Annotated in this window: 15 protein-coding genes; 6 read left to right on the forward strand and 9 right to left on the reverse strand. The window is 68.5% G+C overall.

The features are described 5' to 3' along the window. Positions 1 to 9 precede the first annotated feature (9 nt). The 8 genes from QTH87_RS19395 to QTH87_RS19430 all read right to left on the reverse strand — a co-directional run bounded on the left by QTH87_RS19395 (position 10) and on the right by QTH87_RS19430 (position 8,433). On the reverse strand, positions 10 to 633 hold the full coding sequence (locus tag QTH87_RS19395; RefSeq protein WP_286611610.1) for a formate dehydrogenase subunit gamma: 624 nt from the start codon (positions 631 to 633) through the stop codon (positions 10 to 12). After that, a complete protein-coding gene (gene fdxH, locus QTH87_RS19400) occupies positions 630 to 1,610 on the reverse strand; it encodes a formate dehydrogenase subunit beta (protein ID WP_286611611.1) in 981 nt (326 codons plus the stop codon). The genes QTH87_RS19395 and fdxH overlap by 4 nt, the downstream gene beginning before the upstream one ends. 1 nt (position 1,611) lies before the next feature. Further along, on the reverse strand, positions 1,612 to 4,686 hold the full coding sequence (gene fdnG, locus QTH87_RS19405; protein WP_286611612.1) for a formate dehydrogenase-N subunit alpha: 3,075 nt from the start codon (positions 4,684 to 4,686) through the stop codon (positions 1,612 to 1,614). Positions 4,687 to 4,801: 115 nt separating this feature from the next. After that, positions 4,802 to 5,191, reverse strand: a complete 390-nt coding sequence (locus QTH87_RS19410) for a hypothetical protein (RefSeq protein WP_286611613.1) — start codon at positions 5,189 to 5,191, stop codon at positions 4,802 to 4,804. A 131-nt stretch (positions 5,192 to 5,322) separates the two neighbouring features. Next, the gene (locus tag QTH87_RS19415; RefSeq protein WP_286611614.1) at positions 5,323 to 5,952 is read right to left on the reverse strand and encodes a class I SAM-dependent methyltransferase; all 630 of its coding nucleotides are present in this window, start codon (positions 5,950 to 5,952) and stop codon (positions 5,323 to 5,325) included. After that, positions 5,949 to 6,722 (reverse strand): PIG-L deacetylase family protein, encoded by a 774-nt coding sequence (locus QTH87_RS19420; protein ID WP_286611615.1) that lies wholly within the window; start codon positions 6,720 to 6,722, stop codon positions 5,949 to 5,951. Before QTH87_RS19420 ends, QTH87_RS19415 begins: the two co-directional genes overlap by 4 nt. Beyond that, entirely contained in the window at positions 6,710 to 7,708 is a 999-nt protein-coding gene (locus QTH87_RS19425) for an acyl-CoA dehydrogenase family protein (RefSeq protein ID WP_286611616.1), read from the reverse strand. The genes QTH87_RS19420 and QTH87_RS19425 overlap by 13 nt, the downstream gene beginning before the upstream one ends. 8 nt (positions 7,709 to 7,716) lie before the next feature. Continuing rightward, positions 7,717 to 8,433: a glycosyltransferase family 2 protein gene (locus QTH87_RS19430; RefSeq protein WP_286611617.1), complete on the reverse strand. Its 717-nt coding sequence runs from the start codon at positions 8,431 to 8,433 to the stop codon at positions 7,717 to 7,719. Positions 8,434 to 8,736: 303 nt separating this feature from the next. Between QTH87_RS19430 and QTH87_RS19435 the strand changes: the two genes are divergently transcribed. The 4 genes from QTH87_RS19435 to QTH87_RS19450 all read left to right on the forward strand — a co-directional run bounded on the left by QTH87_RS19435 (position 8,737) and on the right by QTH87_RS19450 (position 10,791). Next, the gene (locus QTH87_RS19435; protein ID WP_286611618.1) at positions 8,737 to 9,429 is read left to right on the forward strand and encodes a hypothetical protein; all 693 of its coding nucleotides are present in this window, start codon (positions 8,737 to 8,739) and stop codon (positions 9,427 to 9,429) included. After that, positions 9,426 to 9,962 carry a GTP-binding protein gene (locus QTH87_RS19440; protein WP_286611619.1) on the forward strand — a complete coding sequence of 179 codons (537 nt, stop codon included), beginning with the start codon at positions 9,426 to 9,428 and terminating at the stop codon, positions 9,960 to 9,962. The genes QTH87_RS19435 and QTH87_RS19440 overlap by 4 nt, the downstream gene beginning before the upstream one ends. Before the next feature lie 5 nt (positions 9,963 to 9,967). After that, positions 9,968 to 10,351 carry a roadblock/LC7 domain-containing protein gene (locus QTH87_RS19445; protein ID WP_286611620.1) on the forward strand — a complete coding sequence of 128 codons (384 nt, stop codon included), beginning with the start codon at positions 9,968 to 9,970 and terminating at the stop codon, positions 10,349 to 10,351. Between the two features lie 80 nt (positions 10,352 to 10,431). Further along, on the forward strand, positions 10,432 to 10,791 hold the full coding sequence (locus QTH87_RS19450) for a hypothetical protein (protein WP_286611621.1): 360 nt from the start codon (positions 10,432 to 10,434) through the stop codon (positions 10,789 to 10,791). A 27-nt stretch (positions 10,792 to 10,818) separates the two neighbouring features. On the opposite strand, the gene pobA is transcribed toward QTH87_RS19450, so the two are convergent. Next, positions 10,819 to 12,021 (reverse strand): 4-hydroxybenzoate 3-monooxygenase, encoded by a 1,203-nt coding sequence (pobA, locus tag QTH87_RS19455; RefSeq protein ID WP_286611622.1) that lies wholly within the window; start codon positions 12,019 to 12,021, stop codon positions 10,819 to 10,821. A gap of 267 nt (positions 12,022 to 12,288) precedes the next feature. Here pobA and cydD point away from each other — a divergent pair, with 267 nt between their 5' ends. Beyond that, positions 12,289 to 14,067, forward strand: coding sequence for a thiol reductant ABC exporter subunit CydD (gene cydD, locus QTH87_RS19460; RefSeq protein ID WP_286611623.1), 1,779 nt, complete (start codon positions 12,289 to 12,291; stop codon positions 14,065 to 14,067). A gap of 47 nt (positions 14,068 to 14,114) precedes the next feature. Then, complete coding sequence (cydC, locus tag QTH87_RS19465; RefSeq protein WP_444812820.1) at positions 14,115 to 15,740, forward strand: thiol reductant ABC exporter subunit CydC; 1,626 nt, start codon at positions 14,115 to 14,117, stop codon at positions 15,738 to 15,740. Positions 15,741 to 15,794: the final 54 nt, after the last annotated feature.

The raw sequence follows: 15,794 nt of genomic DNA on the forward strand, positions 1-15,794 counted from the left end.
GAGGAGAGATTATTCACGCCGCGTCATCTTGCGGTGCCACAACGGGTGATTGAGCTCGGCCCACGGTTCGGTGACCGTGCCGCGCGTCATCGCGCGCAGCGTGCCCTTGACCCAGATCGCCGCATAGACGTGCACGATGACCGAGAGGATCAGCACCACGGCCGCGACCGCATGCACCAGCACCGCGATGCGCCGCAGCAGGATCGGGAAGAAGTCGACGAACCACGGGCTCCAGAACATGAAGCCGGTGACCAGCAGCAGCAGCAGGCTGATGCCGAAGGCCCAGAACACCAGCTTCTGGCCCGCGTTGTACTTGCCCACCGCGGGCATCGCGCCCTTGTCTCCCTGAAGCATCTTCGGTGCATGCCGGATCCAGTCGCGGTCGGCGGCGTTCATGAGGTTGTCGCGCCACATCGTGAAGAACAGGAAGGCAAAGCCCAGCACCATGAGCAGACCCATGAACGGATGCAGGATGCGCGCCCACTGGCCGCCGCCGAACAGCGTGCTCAGGAAGAACAGGCTGGGGTGGAAGAAGGCCAGCCCCGAGAGCGCGGCGGCGAAGAACATCAGCGCCACGAACCAGTGGTTCATGCGCGTGCCGTCGCGGTAGCGACGCAGGTAGCGGATCGTCATGGCTGGCTCCCTGTCGGCTTGCCGGTCTGCGGGTCCACCGGTGCAACCGTCCCGGCCGGCGGCGGCGCCTCGATCACCACCGCGTCGGTCTCGTCCCCGTCGAGGCCACGCTTGTCCTTGGGGGCGATTGGGCCGACCTTCATGTAGTGGAAGAAGCCGCCGACCACCGCGGCGGCCATCGCGAACAGCGCCAGCGGCTTGGCCGCGCCCTTCCAGAGCGAGACCAGCGGGCTGATCTGCGGATCGCTGCGCAGTCCGCTGTAGAGCTCGGGCCGGTCGGCATGCTGCAGCACGTACATCACGTGGGTGCCGCCGACGCCGGGCGGATCGTAGACGCCGGCATTGGCGAAGCCGCGGTCCTTGAGATCGACGATGCGTTCGGCCGCGTACTCGTGCATCGCATCCTTGGTGCCGAAGTGGATCGCGCCGGTGGGGCAGGCCTTGACGCAGGCCGGCTCGAGGCCGACGCCCACGCGGTCCGAGCACAGCGAGCACTTGTAGGCCTTGTTGTCGGCCTTGCTGATGCGCGGCACGTCGAAGGGGCAACCGGTGACGCAGTTGCCGCAGCCCACGCAATGCTCGCTGATGAAGTCGACGATGCCGTTGGCGTACTTGACGATCGCGCCCGGCGCCGGGCAGGCCTTGAGGCAGCCCGGGTCCTCGCAGTGCATGCAGCCGTCCTTGCGGATCAGCCATTCGAGCTTGTTCGGCTCGGGCTCGACCTCGGCGAAGCGCATCACGGTCCAGGAGTCGGGCGTCAGGTCGTTCGGGTTGTTGTAGCTGCCGGTGTTGGTGCCGACCTCGTCGCGCAGGTCGTTCCACTGCATGCACGCCACCTGGCAGGCCTTGCAGCCGATGCAGGTCGTGACGTCGATCAGCTTGGCGATCTCCTTCACCGCGGGGCGGTGCCGGATGTCGGGCGAAGGCGTGGTGGTGGCCGAGCGGGCAGTGATGTCGAGGGTCTGAAGGGATGACATTTCAGGCCTTTTCGATATTGACGGTGAACGACTTGTATTCCGGCGTCTGCGTGTTGGCGTCGCCCACGAAGGGTGTCAGCGTGTTCACCAGATAGCCCGGCTTGGCGACGCCGACGAAGCCCCAGTGGTTGGGCAGGCCCACGGTATGCACCGTGCGGCCGTCCACCTGCAGCGCCGGGATGCGCTTGCTCACCAGTGCCACGGCCTTGATGAAGCCGCGCTTGCTGCTGACCTTCACCCACTCGCCGTTGGCGATGCCCTTTTCCTTCGCCAGCTCCTCGCCGATCTCGACGAACTGCTGCGGCTGGATGACGGCCGAGGTCAGCACGTTCTTGGTCCAGTAGTGGAAGTGCTCGGTAAGGCGGTAGCTGGTCGCCACGTACGGGAAGTCCTTGGGCACGCCGAGGCGCTCGAGGTCGCCCTTGAAGATGCGCGCAGCCGGATTGGCGCGCGCCACTTCGCTCTTCGGATGCATGAGGTTGTTGACCAGCGGCGACTCGAAAGGCTCGTAGTGCTCGGGCAGCGGGCCCTCGGCCATGCCGGTGGGCGCGAACAGCCGCGCCACGCCTTCGGCCGTCATGATGAAGGGCCGCACGGCCTCGGCATCCATCGGGTTGGCATCGGGACGGATGTCGGGCACGTCGGCGCCGCTCCAGGCCTTGCCGTTCCAGCGCACCAGCGTGCGCCGCGGAATCCACGGCTGGCCGGTCTTGGGGTCGACCGACGCTCCGTTGTAGAGGATGCGGCGGTTGGCAGGCCAGGCCCAGCTCCAGTTGAGCGCCTGGCCGATGCCGTAGGGATCGGCGTTGTCGCGCCGCGCCATCTGGTTGCCGGCCTGCGTCCAGGATCCCGCGTAGATCCAGCATCCGCTCGCGGTGCTGCCGTCGTCGCGCAGCAGGCCGAAGCCCGGCAGCTGCTCGCCGCCCCTGGCCAGCACCTTGGCCGGGTCCTTGGGATCGAGCAGGTCGGTCAGCGCGCGGCCGTTGTATTCCATCGCGAGCTCCTGGGCGGAGGGCGAGTGCGGAATCTTGTAGGGCCAGGTCAGGTTGACGATCGGATCGGGGTAGGCGCCGCCGTCCTTCGCATAGGCCGCGCGCAGCCGCGAGAACAGGCCGGCGACGATGTCGATGTCGGGCATCGCCTCGCCCGGCGGCTGGGCGCCCTTCCAGTGCCACTGCAGCCAGCGGCTGGAGTTGGTGAGCGAGCCCTCCTCCTCGGCGAAGCAGGTCGAGGGTAGCCGGAACACGGTGGTCTGGATGTCCTTCGTCTTGACGTCGTTGAGGGCGCCGAAGTTGCGCCAGAACTCGCTGGTCTCGGTCATCAGCGGATCGATGGTGACCAGGAACTTGAGCTTCGACAGGCCATCGACGATCTTCTTCTTGTCCGGGAATGATCCCACCGGGTTGAAGCCCTGGCAGATGTAGCCGTTCAGCGCACCCTTGTTCATGAGCTCGAAGGCCTGCAGCACGTCGTAGAGCTTGTCGATCTTGGGCAGGTAATGGAAGGCCCAGTCGTTCTCGGGCTTGGCGGCGTCGCCCCACCAGGCCTTCTGCAGGCTGACGAAGAACTTCGGGTAGTTCTGCCAGAAGCTCATCTGGTTCGGCCGCAGCGGCTTCAGCGCGCGCGTCTTGTAGTAGTCGTCGAGCGTCTGCTCGCCGTCGCGCGCGAGCGAGAGATAGCCCGGCAGCGAGTTCGACAGCAGACCCAGGTCGGTCAGGCCCTGGATGTTGCTGTGGCCGCGCAGCGCGTTCATGCCCCCGCCCGGCACGCCGATGTTGCCGAGCAGCAGTTGCATGATGGCCGCGGTGCGGATCATCTGCGAACCCTGGCTGTGCTGCGTCCAGCCCAGCGCGTACATCACGGTCATGGTGCGCGTCGGCACGCTGGTGCTCGCGATGTATTCGCAGACCTTGAGGAACTTGTCCTGCGGGGTGCCCGTGATGCGGCTCACGAGTTCGGGCGTGTAGCGCGCGTAGTGGCGCTTCATGACCTGCAGCACGCACTGCGGGTCCTGCATGCTCATGTCGACCTTGGCGAAACCCTGCTCGTCGAGCGCATAGCCCCAGGACTTGGGGTCATAGTTGCGCTTGTCTGCGTTGTAGCCGCTGAACAGGCCGTCCTCGAACTTGTAGTCGGGCCCGACGATGAACGTCGCATTGGTGTAGTTGCGCACGTACTCGGTCTGGATCCGGTCGTTCGACAGGAGGTAGTTGAGCACTCCCGACAGGAAGGCGATGTCCGACCCGGCGCGCACGGGCGCGTAGTAGTCGGCCACCGCGGCCGACCGCGTGAAGCGCGGATCGACCACCACCAGCCGTGCCTTGTTCTGCTTCTTGGCCTCGATGACCCACTTGAAGCCGCAGGGATGCGCCTCCGCGGCATTGCCGCCCATGATCAGCACGACATCCGCGTTCTGGATGTCCTGCCAGTGGTTGGTCATCGCTCCGCGGCCGAACGTCGGGGCCAGACTGGCCACCGTAGGTCCGTGTCAGACGCGAGCCTGGTTGTCGAATACCAGCATCCCGAGCGATCGGAATGCCTTGTGGGTGATGTAGCCGGTCTCGTTCGACGAAGCCGACGCGCACAGCATGCCGGTGCTGGTCCAGCGGTTGACCACGCGGCCGTCGGCGTTGGTGGGCTGGAAGTTGGCGTCGCGGTCTTCCTTGAGCAGCTTGGCGATGCGGTCGAGGGCGCTGTCCCAGCTGATTCGCTTCCATTCGGTGCTGCCGGCCTCGCGCACCTCGGGGTACTTGAGGCGGTTGTCGCTGTGCACGAAGTCGAGCAGCCCGGCGCCCTTGGGGCACAGGGTGCCGCGATTCACCGGATGGTCGGGGTCGCCCTCGATGTGGAGGATCGCGGGCACCACGTTCTTGGCGTTGTCGCCGAGGCTGTACATGATGAGCCCGCAGCCGACCGAGCAGTAGGGGCAGGTGTTGCGCGTCTCGACCGTGCGCGAGAGCTTGAAGTTGCGCGTCTCGGCCAAGGCGGCGGTCGGCGAGAAGCCGAGCGCGACGAGGCTGGAGCCGACCAGGCCGGCGCCGCTGACGCGGAAGAAGTGCCGTCGGTTCATGTCCATGACTGAACCTCCGGCCGTGCGATCGTTTTGTGTGGGATGGTCATCGTGCTCGTTCTTGTGGTCGGGAAATGGGCAGGACGCTTCTTGTTGTTGTCTTGTTGTTGGGTGAACGCGGCTATCTGGCGGGTGATGCCGGTGCTGCGGCCGCAGGGGTGGCGCCGTCGCCTGGCGTGGGCGCCGGCGTGCCGCCGCTGGCCGAGGCGCCGCCGCCCTGGCCCGCGCTGAGGCCGCCGATCGCGGCGCCGCCTTCGGACGGGCCCTTGTGGGCCGGATTGCTGGAGGTCGAGGCGACCTGGTCACCCGAAGGCGCGGGCCTGATGCCTGCCGGGTAGCTGGCCGATGGCGGGCCGCCGCCCGCCGCCGTCGGGCCTTCCGCGACACCGGCCTTCGGCGCGGGCGGCGATGAGGGCTTGGGATCGCAGGCGCTCAATGCGGCCGCCGCGACGACGGCGGCAAGCACATGCGCGATGCACGAGGCGGGGGCTCGGGGGACTCGGAGGATCAAGCGCTGCTCCTTGTTGCAGGCCAGTCTATCAACGCTTTCCGGTCGTGGGGTGTGGGACATATCCTGCTTTTCCCGGGGGTGCCGCTTGCTGCGTCGCAGCACGAAACCCGCCCACAAGGCACCGGCACGCGTCAGCGAATGGCCTCGCGCTGCGCCACCGAGCGGCCATCGCGGCACCACACCTGCAGCGCGAAATCGTCCTCGACATGGCGCAGCAGCCGCGGCATCGCGAGCGCCTCGAGATGCGCATGCACCGCATCGGTGGCGAGCTTGCGTTCTGCGAAATCAGGCCGCCAGTCGCAGGCAACCAGCGTGCCGTCATCGGTGAGCGAGTCGGCGCAGCAGCGGGCCAGCGCCTGCATCGCCGCGTCGTCGAGGAAGTAGCCGAGCTCGGCGACCACGATCAGGTCGAAGCGGCCACTGCCTTGCGGCCAGTCGGCGGGCAGGTCCTGGCGCGTGACGTGGACATGGGGGAGCTGTGCGGTGCGCTGCCGGGCGAGTTCGACCGCGCGCGCCGATCGGTCGCTGGCCTCCAGTTCATCGCAGCGGCCCGCGAGCGCGAGCGTGAACGCGCCGATGCCGCAGCCGGGCTCGAAGGCGCATCGGTAACGCGGCTGCGGCAATGCGGCGAGGATCAGCGCACGCTTGCGCCGTTCGTACCACCGATCGCAGAGCCCGTAGGGGTCTTCGCTGGCGCCGTAGAGATCGTCGAAGTACCGGTCCGAACCGGCGCTCGCGTCAGCGGCCGCAGCATCGGTCATGCGAAGAACACCTCGAAGGGCCGTGCGGCCCGTTCGACCGTGCTCGCGCGCAGGATCGGTGCGCTGCCCGTCGAGGCATCGGGCTCGAGCTGGCTCGTGAAAGCCTGCACCGCTTCGCGCTTGCGGCGGACACCGTCGGCATCGAGCGCGAGCCTGCGTGCCCGCGTCCACGGCAGTCGCGCGTCGCCGGGCACGGCCCAGTGCCAGGCCCAGACCGGCACCTCGACCAGCCGGGCGCCGCTGCGCGCCGCCGCGAAGGCGCAGGCATGGCCCGTGGCCTCGTGGTCGGGATGGCCGTCGCGGCGCCAGGTCGTGAACATCACATCGTCACGTGAAAGCAGCGGCAGCAGCCGTTCGGCAAGCAGGCCTTCGAGACCGTGCAGTCCGCCGTCGGGCAGCCCGAGGCGCACCGGCTCGATGTCGATTCCAAGACGCTGCAGGGCTTCGCGGCTTTCGCGCGGGCGTTCGCGCACCAAGCGCTCCACCGGCCAGTCGCGTGAGCCGCGGTGGCTCGCGGTGCCGTCGGTAACGGCGATCACGCGGATTTCGCTGCCGCGCAGCGCGAGTTGCGAGAGCAGGCCACCGACCGAGAGCACCTCGTCGTCCGGATGCGGTGCGACGATCACCGCGCGGCTGCCTTCGGGCACAAGTTCGTCGATGTCGATCGGGCACAGCGTGCGCAGGCCCGGCCAGCCGGACCATTCGGCTTCGGACGTGCCTTCACCGCGAATCGCGCGGTCTTCGCCGGCACGCTCTGCTACAGCTTCCATGGTGACGACTCCGGGGCAAGGACGATCTCGCCGAGCGCCGCGAGGTCGCGCTCGGCATGGCTCTGGCGCATGAAGACCGGCAGGTCGGCCATGGCGCGCGCGAAGCGAGGATCGCGGCACAAGGGGCCGGCGCCGGTGGCACGGCCGGCATGGGCAATCACCTGCTGCGCGGCTTCTTCCACCACCAGCCGCGTGCGCAGCGCCACTTCGCGGGCGTCGGCGCGCGGATGGGCGTCGATCCACGCCGCGCTCTCGCGCAGCAGGGCGGCAGCTCCGGCCAACGCGGTATCGATGGCGCCGATGTGTGCACGGCGATGCGGGTCGGGCGCCTTTAGGCAGGCCTGCCGCGCGATCCGCGCGATGCCGAGCGCGCCGCCGAACCAGCAGGCCGCGATGCCGGCACCGCCCTGCCAGAAACCGGGCCGGTTGACATAGTCGCCGGGTCGGCCGAGCGGCGAAGCGAGCGCCCCGTCGAAGCGCACGTCCACGCTGCCGCTCGCGGCCATGCCGACCGCGTGCCAGCCGGAGTCGGTCACGGTGACTCCTGCCTGATCCATCGCCACGGCCGCCAGGCAGGGTTCGCCGGCCGCGTTCCAGCAGCTCACGACCGCATGGCTCACGCTGGCGGCGCCCGAGCACCAGGCCTTGGTGCCGTGCAGGCGGGCGTCGCCGCCGGTGTCGACCAGGCTGACGCGGGCATCGGGCGGCTCTGCGCACCATGTGCCCCAGAGCGAGCCAGGCTCTGCGGGGGCAGCGCCGAGTTCGCTGCGGATCGCGAGCGCATCGGTGTGGCCTTCGAACAGCTTCACGAGGGAGAGGTCGTGTGCCGCCACCTCCGACAACGCCCGCCAACGCTGCAACGTGGCGCCGGCGCCCGGCAGCGGCAGGCGGTCGATTCCGGCTTCGACCAGGTGGGCGAGGCTCAGCGCCTGCAGGTGCTGGCGACAAAGGCGCAGCAAGGCGTCGTCGGTCACGGGTGCAAGCATCGCGGGCCTCACGGGACGGTCACGGAAGCCGCGGTGGCCGCGGTCGGCGCCACGGCGGCGAGGCCGGCCGCGATCGCAGCGAGAAGCGCATCGGCGAAACCGCCACTGGCGCGCGCTTCGCGGCGGGCACTGGTGACCACGCGCGGCTTGGCGCTCCAGGCGATGCGCGCGCCCGTGGCCTCGAGCGCCCGTACCAGCGCCACGTCCTCGCTGCAGGCCAGATGGCGGAAGCCTCCTGCACGCCGGTAGGCCTCGGCCGAGACGCCGAGGTTGGCGCCGTGAATGTGGCGATGGTTCTCCACGTCGGAATAGGTCCGTAGGAAATGGGCTTCGATGGCCGCGGCGTGAATGCCGTGGTCCGACCAGTCGTCGACGCCGATCGAGCCGCAGACCGCGTCGGCCCCTTGCGCGAGCTGGTCGACCAGCCAGCTCGGCGAGACCATGGTGTCGGCGTCGGTGAAGGCCAGCCAGCGCGCGCCTGCCGCAAGGACCGCCTCGGCGCCGACGGCGCGCGCCACGCCCACGTTCCGGGCTCGCAGGCTCACGGTGCGGGCGCCCGCACGTGCAGCGATCAGGCCTGTGGCATCGGTGCATGCATCGAGCACCACGATCAGTTCAACCGCTTCGGATTCGAGTCCCGGATGCCGCGCAGCCTCTGCCACTGCAGCAAGTGCCCGGCCGATCAGGAGTGCTTCGTTGTGCGCCGGGATGACGATGCCGAGCATGGTGCGTGGTTCTCGTGAGTTGGAGTATTTGTTCGACGAAGTTAGGCGCACGGCGCATCGCGGGAAGTCGGTGCGCGGGCCATTGCGATGTAGGCGTCGGCATGCGGGGGCAATGCGGCCGACCGGCTCGCGCGGCTGGTCGCAGAGGGCACTGCTCGCACCGTTGCCGAGAGTGAATACTTCCGATTTATGCCGCGCCAAACAGCGATTCCGCTGTGTGAACTAGTGCCAAAAATTTGCTGCGTTGAAGCATTTGGAAACACTACATTACATTCATACACAGCGGAAAGTCTCATGTCGACATTGCATCCCGCAGTCATTTCCCGCCCGACCCTGGGGTTCACCCTGGAGGGTCTGTCCGACCGTGAAGAGACCCTTTTCAAGGCCATCGTTCGCCTGCTCGACCATCGCACACTGCAGCGCTGGGTGTACCGGCCGGCCAGTCCGGACCTGCGTGTCGTCGCCGACGACGTGCCGCGGCCGATGCCGGCGGGCGAGGGCGGGGCGCAGCCGCTGGTGCTCACGCTGAGCACGCAGCCGGGGAGTCGCCCCCATTGCCTCGCGCTGCCGCTGCGCGCCGACGGGCTCGAAGCCGAACTCAACATCCTGGGCGAGCAGCGCATCGGCGCACGCAACGCCGCGCTGCCGCATCAGGCCACCGAAGCGCAGCCCGCGCCGATGAAGCTGCTGCGTTGGCCTGCGCCCGAACTGCTCGGCACGCCCGAGCGACTGAAGCTGGCGGCGCTGATGGTCAAGCGACCCTTCACGACGGACTGGCTGCAGCAGCGTTCGGACGCTGCGCCCGGGACTTGCGCGCTATTCATCGCCGAGTTGAAGGAAGCCGGCCTTCTGGCCGAGGCGGAGGATGGAAGAGCGGTGTCCGCCGCGGCGCCGGCCAATCAAGATGCCGCCGGTCGCCTGCCGCCCGCACGCTCGGGCCTGCTGGCGCGGATCCGGCACCGCCTCGACCTCCTGGTAAGGCCGTCGTCGACATGAGCGAACACAAGATCATCTTCACCGGCACCACCGGCGCGGGCAAGACCACGGCGATCGGCGCCGTCAGCGAGATTGCACCGATCAGCACCGACGTGCGCAACAACGACGCGAGCGTTGCAAAGGCCACCACCACGGCCGGCCTCGACTATGGCGAACTGACGCTCGACAACGGCGAGAAGCTGCGGCTCTATGGCACGCCGGGGCAGCAGCGCTTCGACTTCATGTGGGACATCCTCGCGCGCGGCGCGCTGGGCGTCGTGGTCCTCGTGGACAACTCGCGTCCCGATCCGCTCGCCGATCTCGAGGTCTACCTTGCGGGCTTCAAGCGGCTGATCGCCGACTCGGCCTGCGTGGTGGCGGTTGGCCGGCTGGACCAGCATCCCGAGCCGGGTCTCGCCCGCTACGCCGAACGGCTGGAGGCGCACGCCGTGCTGTGTCCGGTGTTGCCGGTCGACGTGCGCGACCGTGGCCAGGTGATCCGCCTGCTCGACATGCTGCTGCTCCAACTCGAAACCAACGCCGACGAAGGCTGAACCGCGTGACACCCAATCCCCTCCTGCAGCTGGCCGCCCAGGGCGCCGTCGATCTCGTCATGAAGGAGATCAAGGGCGTCAAGGCCTGCCTCGTCTCGACCGAGGACGGCTTCGAGGTCGCAGCCCGCATCCTCAACGACGCCGATGCCACGCGGCTCGCGGCAATGGCCGGCTCGATGGCCGCGCTGGCCGCGATCGCGGGCGAGGAAGGACGCATCGGCCAGACCCACAACGTCGTCATCCAGGCCGGCGACGGCCACATCGTGATGGTGCAGGCACGGCGCCCGGACACGACGCTGGTGCTCAGCATCGTGACCGGCGGCGAGGCCCTGATGGGGCAGCTCCTGTACTTCTCGCGACAGACGGCACGCGCCCTGGAACGGGCATGAATCAACCGCGAGGGCTGCAGTCTCTGACGCCGCGGCAGCCTTCGCATTCAACCTGGCGCAGATGGAAAAGGAAACTCAAGATGGCTAATGTGAAGGCTTCGATGGACGAACTGCTGACGATCGACGGTGCCATGTGCGCCGCCCTCGTCGACTCCGAGAGCGGGATGGTGCTCGGCCAGGCCGGCAGTGGCGTGGACCTCGAAGTGGCGGCGGCGGGCAACACCGAGGTGGTGCGGGCGAAGATGAAGACGATGCGCGCGCTGGGCCTCAACGACGCGATCGAGGACATCCTCATCACGCTCGGCCGCCAGTACCACATCATTCGTCCGATCGCGCGCAAGGAAGGCCTGTTCATCTACCTCGTGCTTGACAAGAACAAGTCCAACCTCGCGATGGCACGCCGCAAGGCGCAGGACATCGAGCGCGAACTGGCGATCTGAGTCCCGCAGGCGCCGTGCGCCGCGGGCTCAGCGCGGCGGCACGGCCGCGGCTTCGGGCGGCTCGAAAGGCAGCCCCGCATACTGCTCGGCCAGCGCGGCCTGGGCATGGTGCGAGGTCTGCAGGTAGTGCAGCTCGTACTCCTGCGCCCGCTGGTCGAAGTCGCTCATATCGGGGAAGCGGTGCAGCAGGTTGGTGAGATACCAGGACGTGCGCACCGAACTCCAGACGCGCCTGAGCGCCATCGCGCTGTAGCCGTCGATCAGCCGCGTGCTGCCGGTGGCGTAGAAGTCGGCCAGCGCGCGCGAGAGATAGAACACGTCCGACACCGCGAGGTTCAACCCCTTGGCCCCCGTGGGCGGCACGATGTGCGCGGCGTCGCCCGCCAGGAACAGCCGGCCGTGACGCATCGGCTCGGCCACGTAGCTGCGCAGCGGCGCGATGGACTTCTCGATCGAGGGTCCGGTGACGATGGAGGCGGCCATGTCCGCCGGGAAGCGCGCCTTGAGTTCATCCCAGAAGCGGTCGTCCGGCCAGTCCTCCACGCGCGTTTCCAGTGGCACTTGTATGTAGTAGCGGCTCAGCGTCGGGCTGCGCATCGAGGCCAGTGCAAAGCCGCGCGGGTTGTTGGCATAGACGATGTCGGCCAGCGGCGGCGTGCGCGAAAGGATGCCGAGCCAGCCGAAGGGGTAGACCTTCTCGAACTCGCGCAGCACGGTGGGCGGTATGGCCTTGCGCGAGACGCCGTGGAAGCCGTCGCAACCCGCGATGAAATCGCAATCGAGCCGCAACTCCTCGCCGTCGCGGCGGAACAGTACGTGCGGATGTTCGCTCTCGATGTCTTCCAGCCGGACCGAATCGACTTCGTTGAGCACGACCTGCCCCCGCTCCCGGGCTGCGGCCATGAGGTCTTCCTGGATCTGTGTCTGACCATAGGCCATGAAGCGCTTTCCCAGGTGCGCATGGACGTCGATCATGAAGTTCTCGCGCCCGGCCCAGACGATCTGCATGCCGTCGTGCGGATGGCCTTCACGGTCCATGCGCTCGCCGAGGCCCAGGCTGCGCAGCAGATCGACCGTGCCCTGCTCGAGCACGCCGGCGCGAATGCGTGACAGCACGTGGGCCTCGCTGCTGCGCTCGAGCACCACGCTGGCGACGCCCGCGCGATGCAGCATCTCCGACAACAGCATGCCTGCGGGACCGCCGCCGACGATGGCGACCTGGGTCTTCATGAATGCCTTCCGATATGCATCGCCGCATGATAGCCACGCGGCCGTGAAGGCTCGGCGCGACGGCGGGCTGGCGCACCCCGATCAGGAACGGGGACATGCCGCCGAAGGGCCGACATCGGTGTGGCATATTGTCGAAACGTTGCAACGTCCTCTCACGCGAATCACGATGCCAGTGTCCGCGCCCTCCGTCCGCATGACTATTTCAGCATCGAGTTCCCCCGCTTCCCGTTCGCCGGCCCGCCAGGGCAATACCCGGCGGAGTCGCGCTTGAGCGCGGCAGCCCCGCTGGCCGATTCCGAGTCGGCGGCATTGCGGCGTCGGCTCATCCAGTGGCTGCGCGACCAGGAGGGCGGTGCCGGGTCCACGCTGCGCCGCGCCGGAATGCTGGGCGCCTTCGCGGGTGCCCTGGTCATTCCGCAGGCCTGGTTCCTGGCCTACGGCATCGCCCTCGTGGTGGTCGGTGGCGCCACGCTCGCCGAGGCGCTTCCCTGGCTGCTGCCGGTGCCGCCGATCATGCTGGTGCGCTTCGGCATCACGCAATGGGCCGATCGCATGGCCCTCGGAGGCGCGATCGCAGTCAAGGGCCATGTGCGTGCGGCCCTGGTTCGCAAGCTGCAGGCCCTGGGCACCGACTACGTGCAGGCGCGCAGCTCGGGCGCCCTCGCCACGGTGGTGATCGACGGCGTGGAAGCGCTGCAGCCCTACTACGCGCGCTACAGGCCCAACCTCGCGGTGCTCTACGTCGTGCCCCTGGCGATCGCGGCCGTCGTGCTGCCGCGCGACTGGATCTCGGGCCTGGTGCTGCTCGTCACGGCGCCGGTCATTCCCCTCTTCATGTTCCTCATCGGACACGGGACCGAGCGTCTCAACCAGCGCCAATGGCGCAAGCTGGCCCAGCTGTCGGGCCGGCTGCTGGACGCGCTGAGGCATCTCACGACCATCAAGCTGTTCAATGCCGCGGGACGCGAAGCCGATTCGCTGGCTCGCGTGTCAGACGAATACCGCCGCACCACCATGTCCGTGCTGCGGGTCGCCTTCCTGTCCTCGCTCGCGCTGGAGTTCTTCGCCACGGTGGGCATCGCGCTGGTGGCGGTGCTCATCGGCTTTCGCTTGCTCGACGGCATGATGGGCTTCGGCGTCGGCCTGTTCGCGCTGCTGCTGGCGCCGGAGTTCTACGCGCCTCTGCGCCGGCTCGGCGCCGACTACCACGCACGCATGGAGGCGCTCGCTGCCGCGGAGGGCGTCGTGGCGGTGCTGGAGGCCTCCGAGCCCCGGCGCGGAACCGGCGAGCCAAGCCTGCCCGAGAAGATCGCGATCTCGTTCGAGGACGTGGCGTTCGCCTACGGCGAGACGCCGGCGCTGCAAGGCGCCACGCTCGCGCTCGAGCCCGGCACCGTCACTGCGCTGGTCGGCGCCAGCGGTTCCGGCAAGAGCACGCTGCTGTCGCTGCTCGCCACACAGCGTGTTCCGCACGGCGGGCGCGTCGTGGTTGCGGGCCACGACCTCGCCTCGATCTCGCCTTCGCACTGGCTGCAGCAGGTCGCGCTGGTGCCGCAGCGCCCCTACCTCTTCGCGGGATCGATACGCGACAACATCCGGCTCGGGCAGCCGGATGCGCCGCAGTCCGCCGTGGAGGCGGTCGCCACCTCGGCGGCCATTCATGACTTCATCATGTCCCTCCCGGACGGCTATGCGACGCCGGTGGGCGAGCATGGCCACACGCTCTCGGGCGGCCAGGCGCAGCGGCTGGCCCTGGCCCGCGCCTTTCTGAAGCCGGCACCGGTCGTGCTGATGGACGAGGGCACCGCGGGGCTCGACCACGCACTCGAGGACGATGTCGGCGCCGCGCTCGCCCGTCTCGCGCGGGGCCGCACCGTGCTGGTGATCGCGCATCGTCTGCGCACCGTGCAGCTGGCCGATCGCATCGCCGTCATGGAAGGCGGCCGCATCGTGGAGGCCGGCTCGCCATCCGAACTCGGCGCCGCCGATACACGCTTCGCGCGCATGCTGCGCGCCGACGAGGAGGCCGCATGGGCAGCGACCTGAAGATCCTGCTTCGCGTGCTGGCCCTGTTTGCGCCCTACAGGCGCTGGATGCTGCTGGGCGTTCTGCTGTCGACCATCACCGTGCTCGGCAGCGTGGGCCTGATGGCCATCGCGGGCCACTTCATCGCGGCCATGGCCATCGCGGGCCTGGCCGGTGTGCTGATGAACTATTTCCTGCCCGCGGTCGGCATCCGCTTCCTGGCCATCCTGCGCACGGGCGGCCGGTATGCCGAGCGCGTGGCCAGCCACGACGCCACCTTCAGGCTGCTCGCCCAACTGCGTGTCTGGCTGTTCCGCAAGCTGGAGCCGCTCGGCCCGGGGCAGTTGGCGAACGAGCGCGGTGCCGATCTCGCGGCGCGGATCCAGAACGATGTCGACACGCTGCAGCACGCCTACCTGCGGCTCTATGTCCCTCTGCTGACGGCGCTGGCCTGCACCACGGTCGTCGTCGCCTTCTTCGCGTGGCGCAGCGTTGCCGCCGCGATCGTGCTGTTCGCCCTGATGGTGACGGCCGGTGTGATCGTGCCGCTGATCGTCCGACGTGCGAGCGCCGCACCGGGCGCGGCCGCGGTCAAGGCCCATGCTGCCCTCCGCGTGGCGCTGGTGGATGCGCTGCAGGGCATGGGCGACCTGGCAGCGTACGGCGCGAACGGGCTCAAGGCGAAGGAGATCGCCGCCATCGGTGACGACCTGGCCGCGCAGCAGAAGCGGGCCGGCGCATTCACCGTCTCGGCGGAAGGCGTCGTCGGCCTGTGCGCCGGCCTCGCAATGTGGCTGACTGCCCTGATCGCCATCGCAGCGACCGGCGACGGTGCGCTCGGTCCCGCGGAGGTGCCGATGCTTGCGCTGGCTGCGCTCGCCGCCTTCGAGGCCGTGGCTCCATTGCCGCTGGCCATGCAGCGTTCGACCGAGGTCGTCGCGGCCGCTCGCCGCATCTTCGCGCTGGCCGACACGGCACCCGCCATGCCGGATCCCGCAGGCGCATCGCCGACTCCCGTCGACAACGGCATCGTGATGCGCAACGTGAGCCTGCGCCATGAAGGATCGGCGCGGCTTGCGCTCGATGCCATCGATCTCGCATTGCCCGAAGGACGGCGGATGGCAGTGACGGGATCGAGTGGCGCCGGCAAGAGCAGCATTGCCCGCGTGTGGGTCCGCTTCTCGGACTACACCGGCGAAGTGCGATTCGGAGGGCATGATCTTCGAAGCTATCGGGCCGAAGACCTGCGCGATCGCATTGCGGTATTGACGCAATACACGCATCTGATGACCGGCACATTGCGCGAGAACCTGTTGCTCGCCGCACCCGAAGCTGACCATGCAGCAATCGCCGACGCACTGGACGCCGCCCAGTTGCGGGACTTCGTCGCCGCGCAGCCCCTGGGTCTCGACACGCCGGTGGGCGAGGGCGGACTGAGTCTCTCGGCGGGCCAGGCGCGACGGCTGGCCATTGCCCGCGTCCTCCTGCGCAAGGCCGCGGTCGTGGTGCTCGACGAGCCGACCGAAGGACTCGATCCCGAAACTGCGCGCAAGGTTCTCCAAGGCGTGTTCTACCGCATGGTAGGGCGCAGCGTTCTCGTCATCACCCACGACCTGACGCAGGTCGATGAGTGGGTCGACGAAGTCGTGAACATGGAAGAAGGCCGGATCTTTCGACGCGACGAGTCACGGTGACGTGCCAATGACACGTGCAGATAGGACGTTGCCGAAAAGACTAGTACACAAGTA

The sequence above is a fragment of the Variovorax jilinensis genome (genome assembly GCF_030316885.1).
In the GTDB taxonomy this organism is placed as follows: domain Bacteria; phylum Pseudomonadota; class Gammaproteobacteria; order Burkholderiales; family Burkholderiaceae_C; genus Variovorax; species Variovorax jilinensis.

What these genes read in the sequence shown, in the direction of transcription:
- QTH87_RS19450 (WP_286611621.1), top strand. Translation starts at nt 10,432, where the DNA reads ATGGCTAATGTGAAGGCTTCGATGGACGAACTGCTGACGATCGACGGT.
- QTH87_RS19425 (WP_286611616.1), bottom strand. Translation starts at nt 7,708, where the DNA reads ATGCTTGCACCCGTGACCGACGACGCCTTGCTGCGCCTTTGTCGCCAG.
- fdxH (WP_286611611.1), bottom strand. Translation starts at nt 1,610, where the DNA reads ATGTCATCCCTTCAGACCCTCGACATCACTGCCCGCTCGGCCACCACC.
- QTH87_RS19440 (WP_286611619.1), top strand. Translation starts at nt 9,426, where the DNA reads ATGAGCGAACACAAGATCATCTTCACCGGCACCACCGGCGCGGGCAAG.
- cydC (WP_444812820.1), top strand. Translation starts at nt 14,115, where the DNA reads ATGCTGCTGGGCGTTCTGCTGTCGACCATCACCGTGCTCGGCAGCGTG.
- pobA (WP_286611622.1), bottom strand. Translation starts at nt 12,021, where the DNA reads ATGAAGACCCAGGTCGCCATCGTCGGCGGCGGTCCCGCAGGCATGCTG.
- QTH87_RS19395 (WP_286611610.1), bottom strand. Translation starts at nt 633, where the DNA reads ATGACGATCCGCTACCTGCGTCGCTACCGCGACGGCACGCGCATGAAC.
- QTH87_RS19415 (WP_286611614.1), bottom strand. Translation starts at nt 5,952, where the DNA reads ATGACCGATGCTGCGGCCGCTGACGCGAGCGCCGGTTCGGACCGGTAC.
- QTH87_RS19430 (WP_286611617.1), bottom strand. Translation starts at nt 8,433, where the DNA reads ATGCTCGGCATCGTCATCCCGGCGCACAACGAAGCACTCCTGATCGGC.
- QTH87_RS19420 (WP_286611615.1), bottom strand. Translation starts at nt 6,722, where the DNA reads ATGGAAGCTGTAGCAGAGCGTGCCGGCGAAGACCGCGCGATTCGCGGT.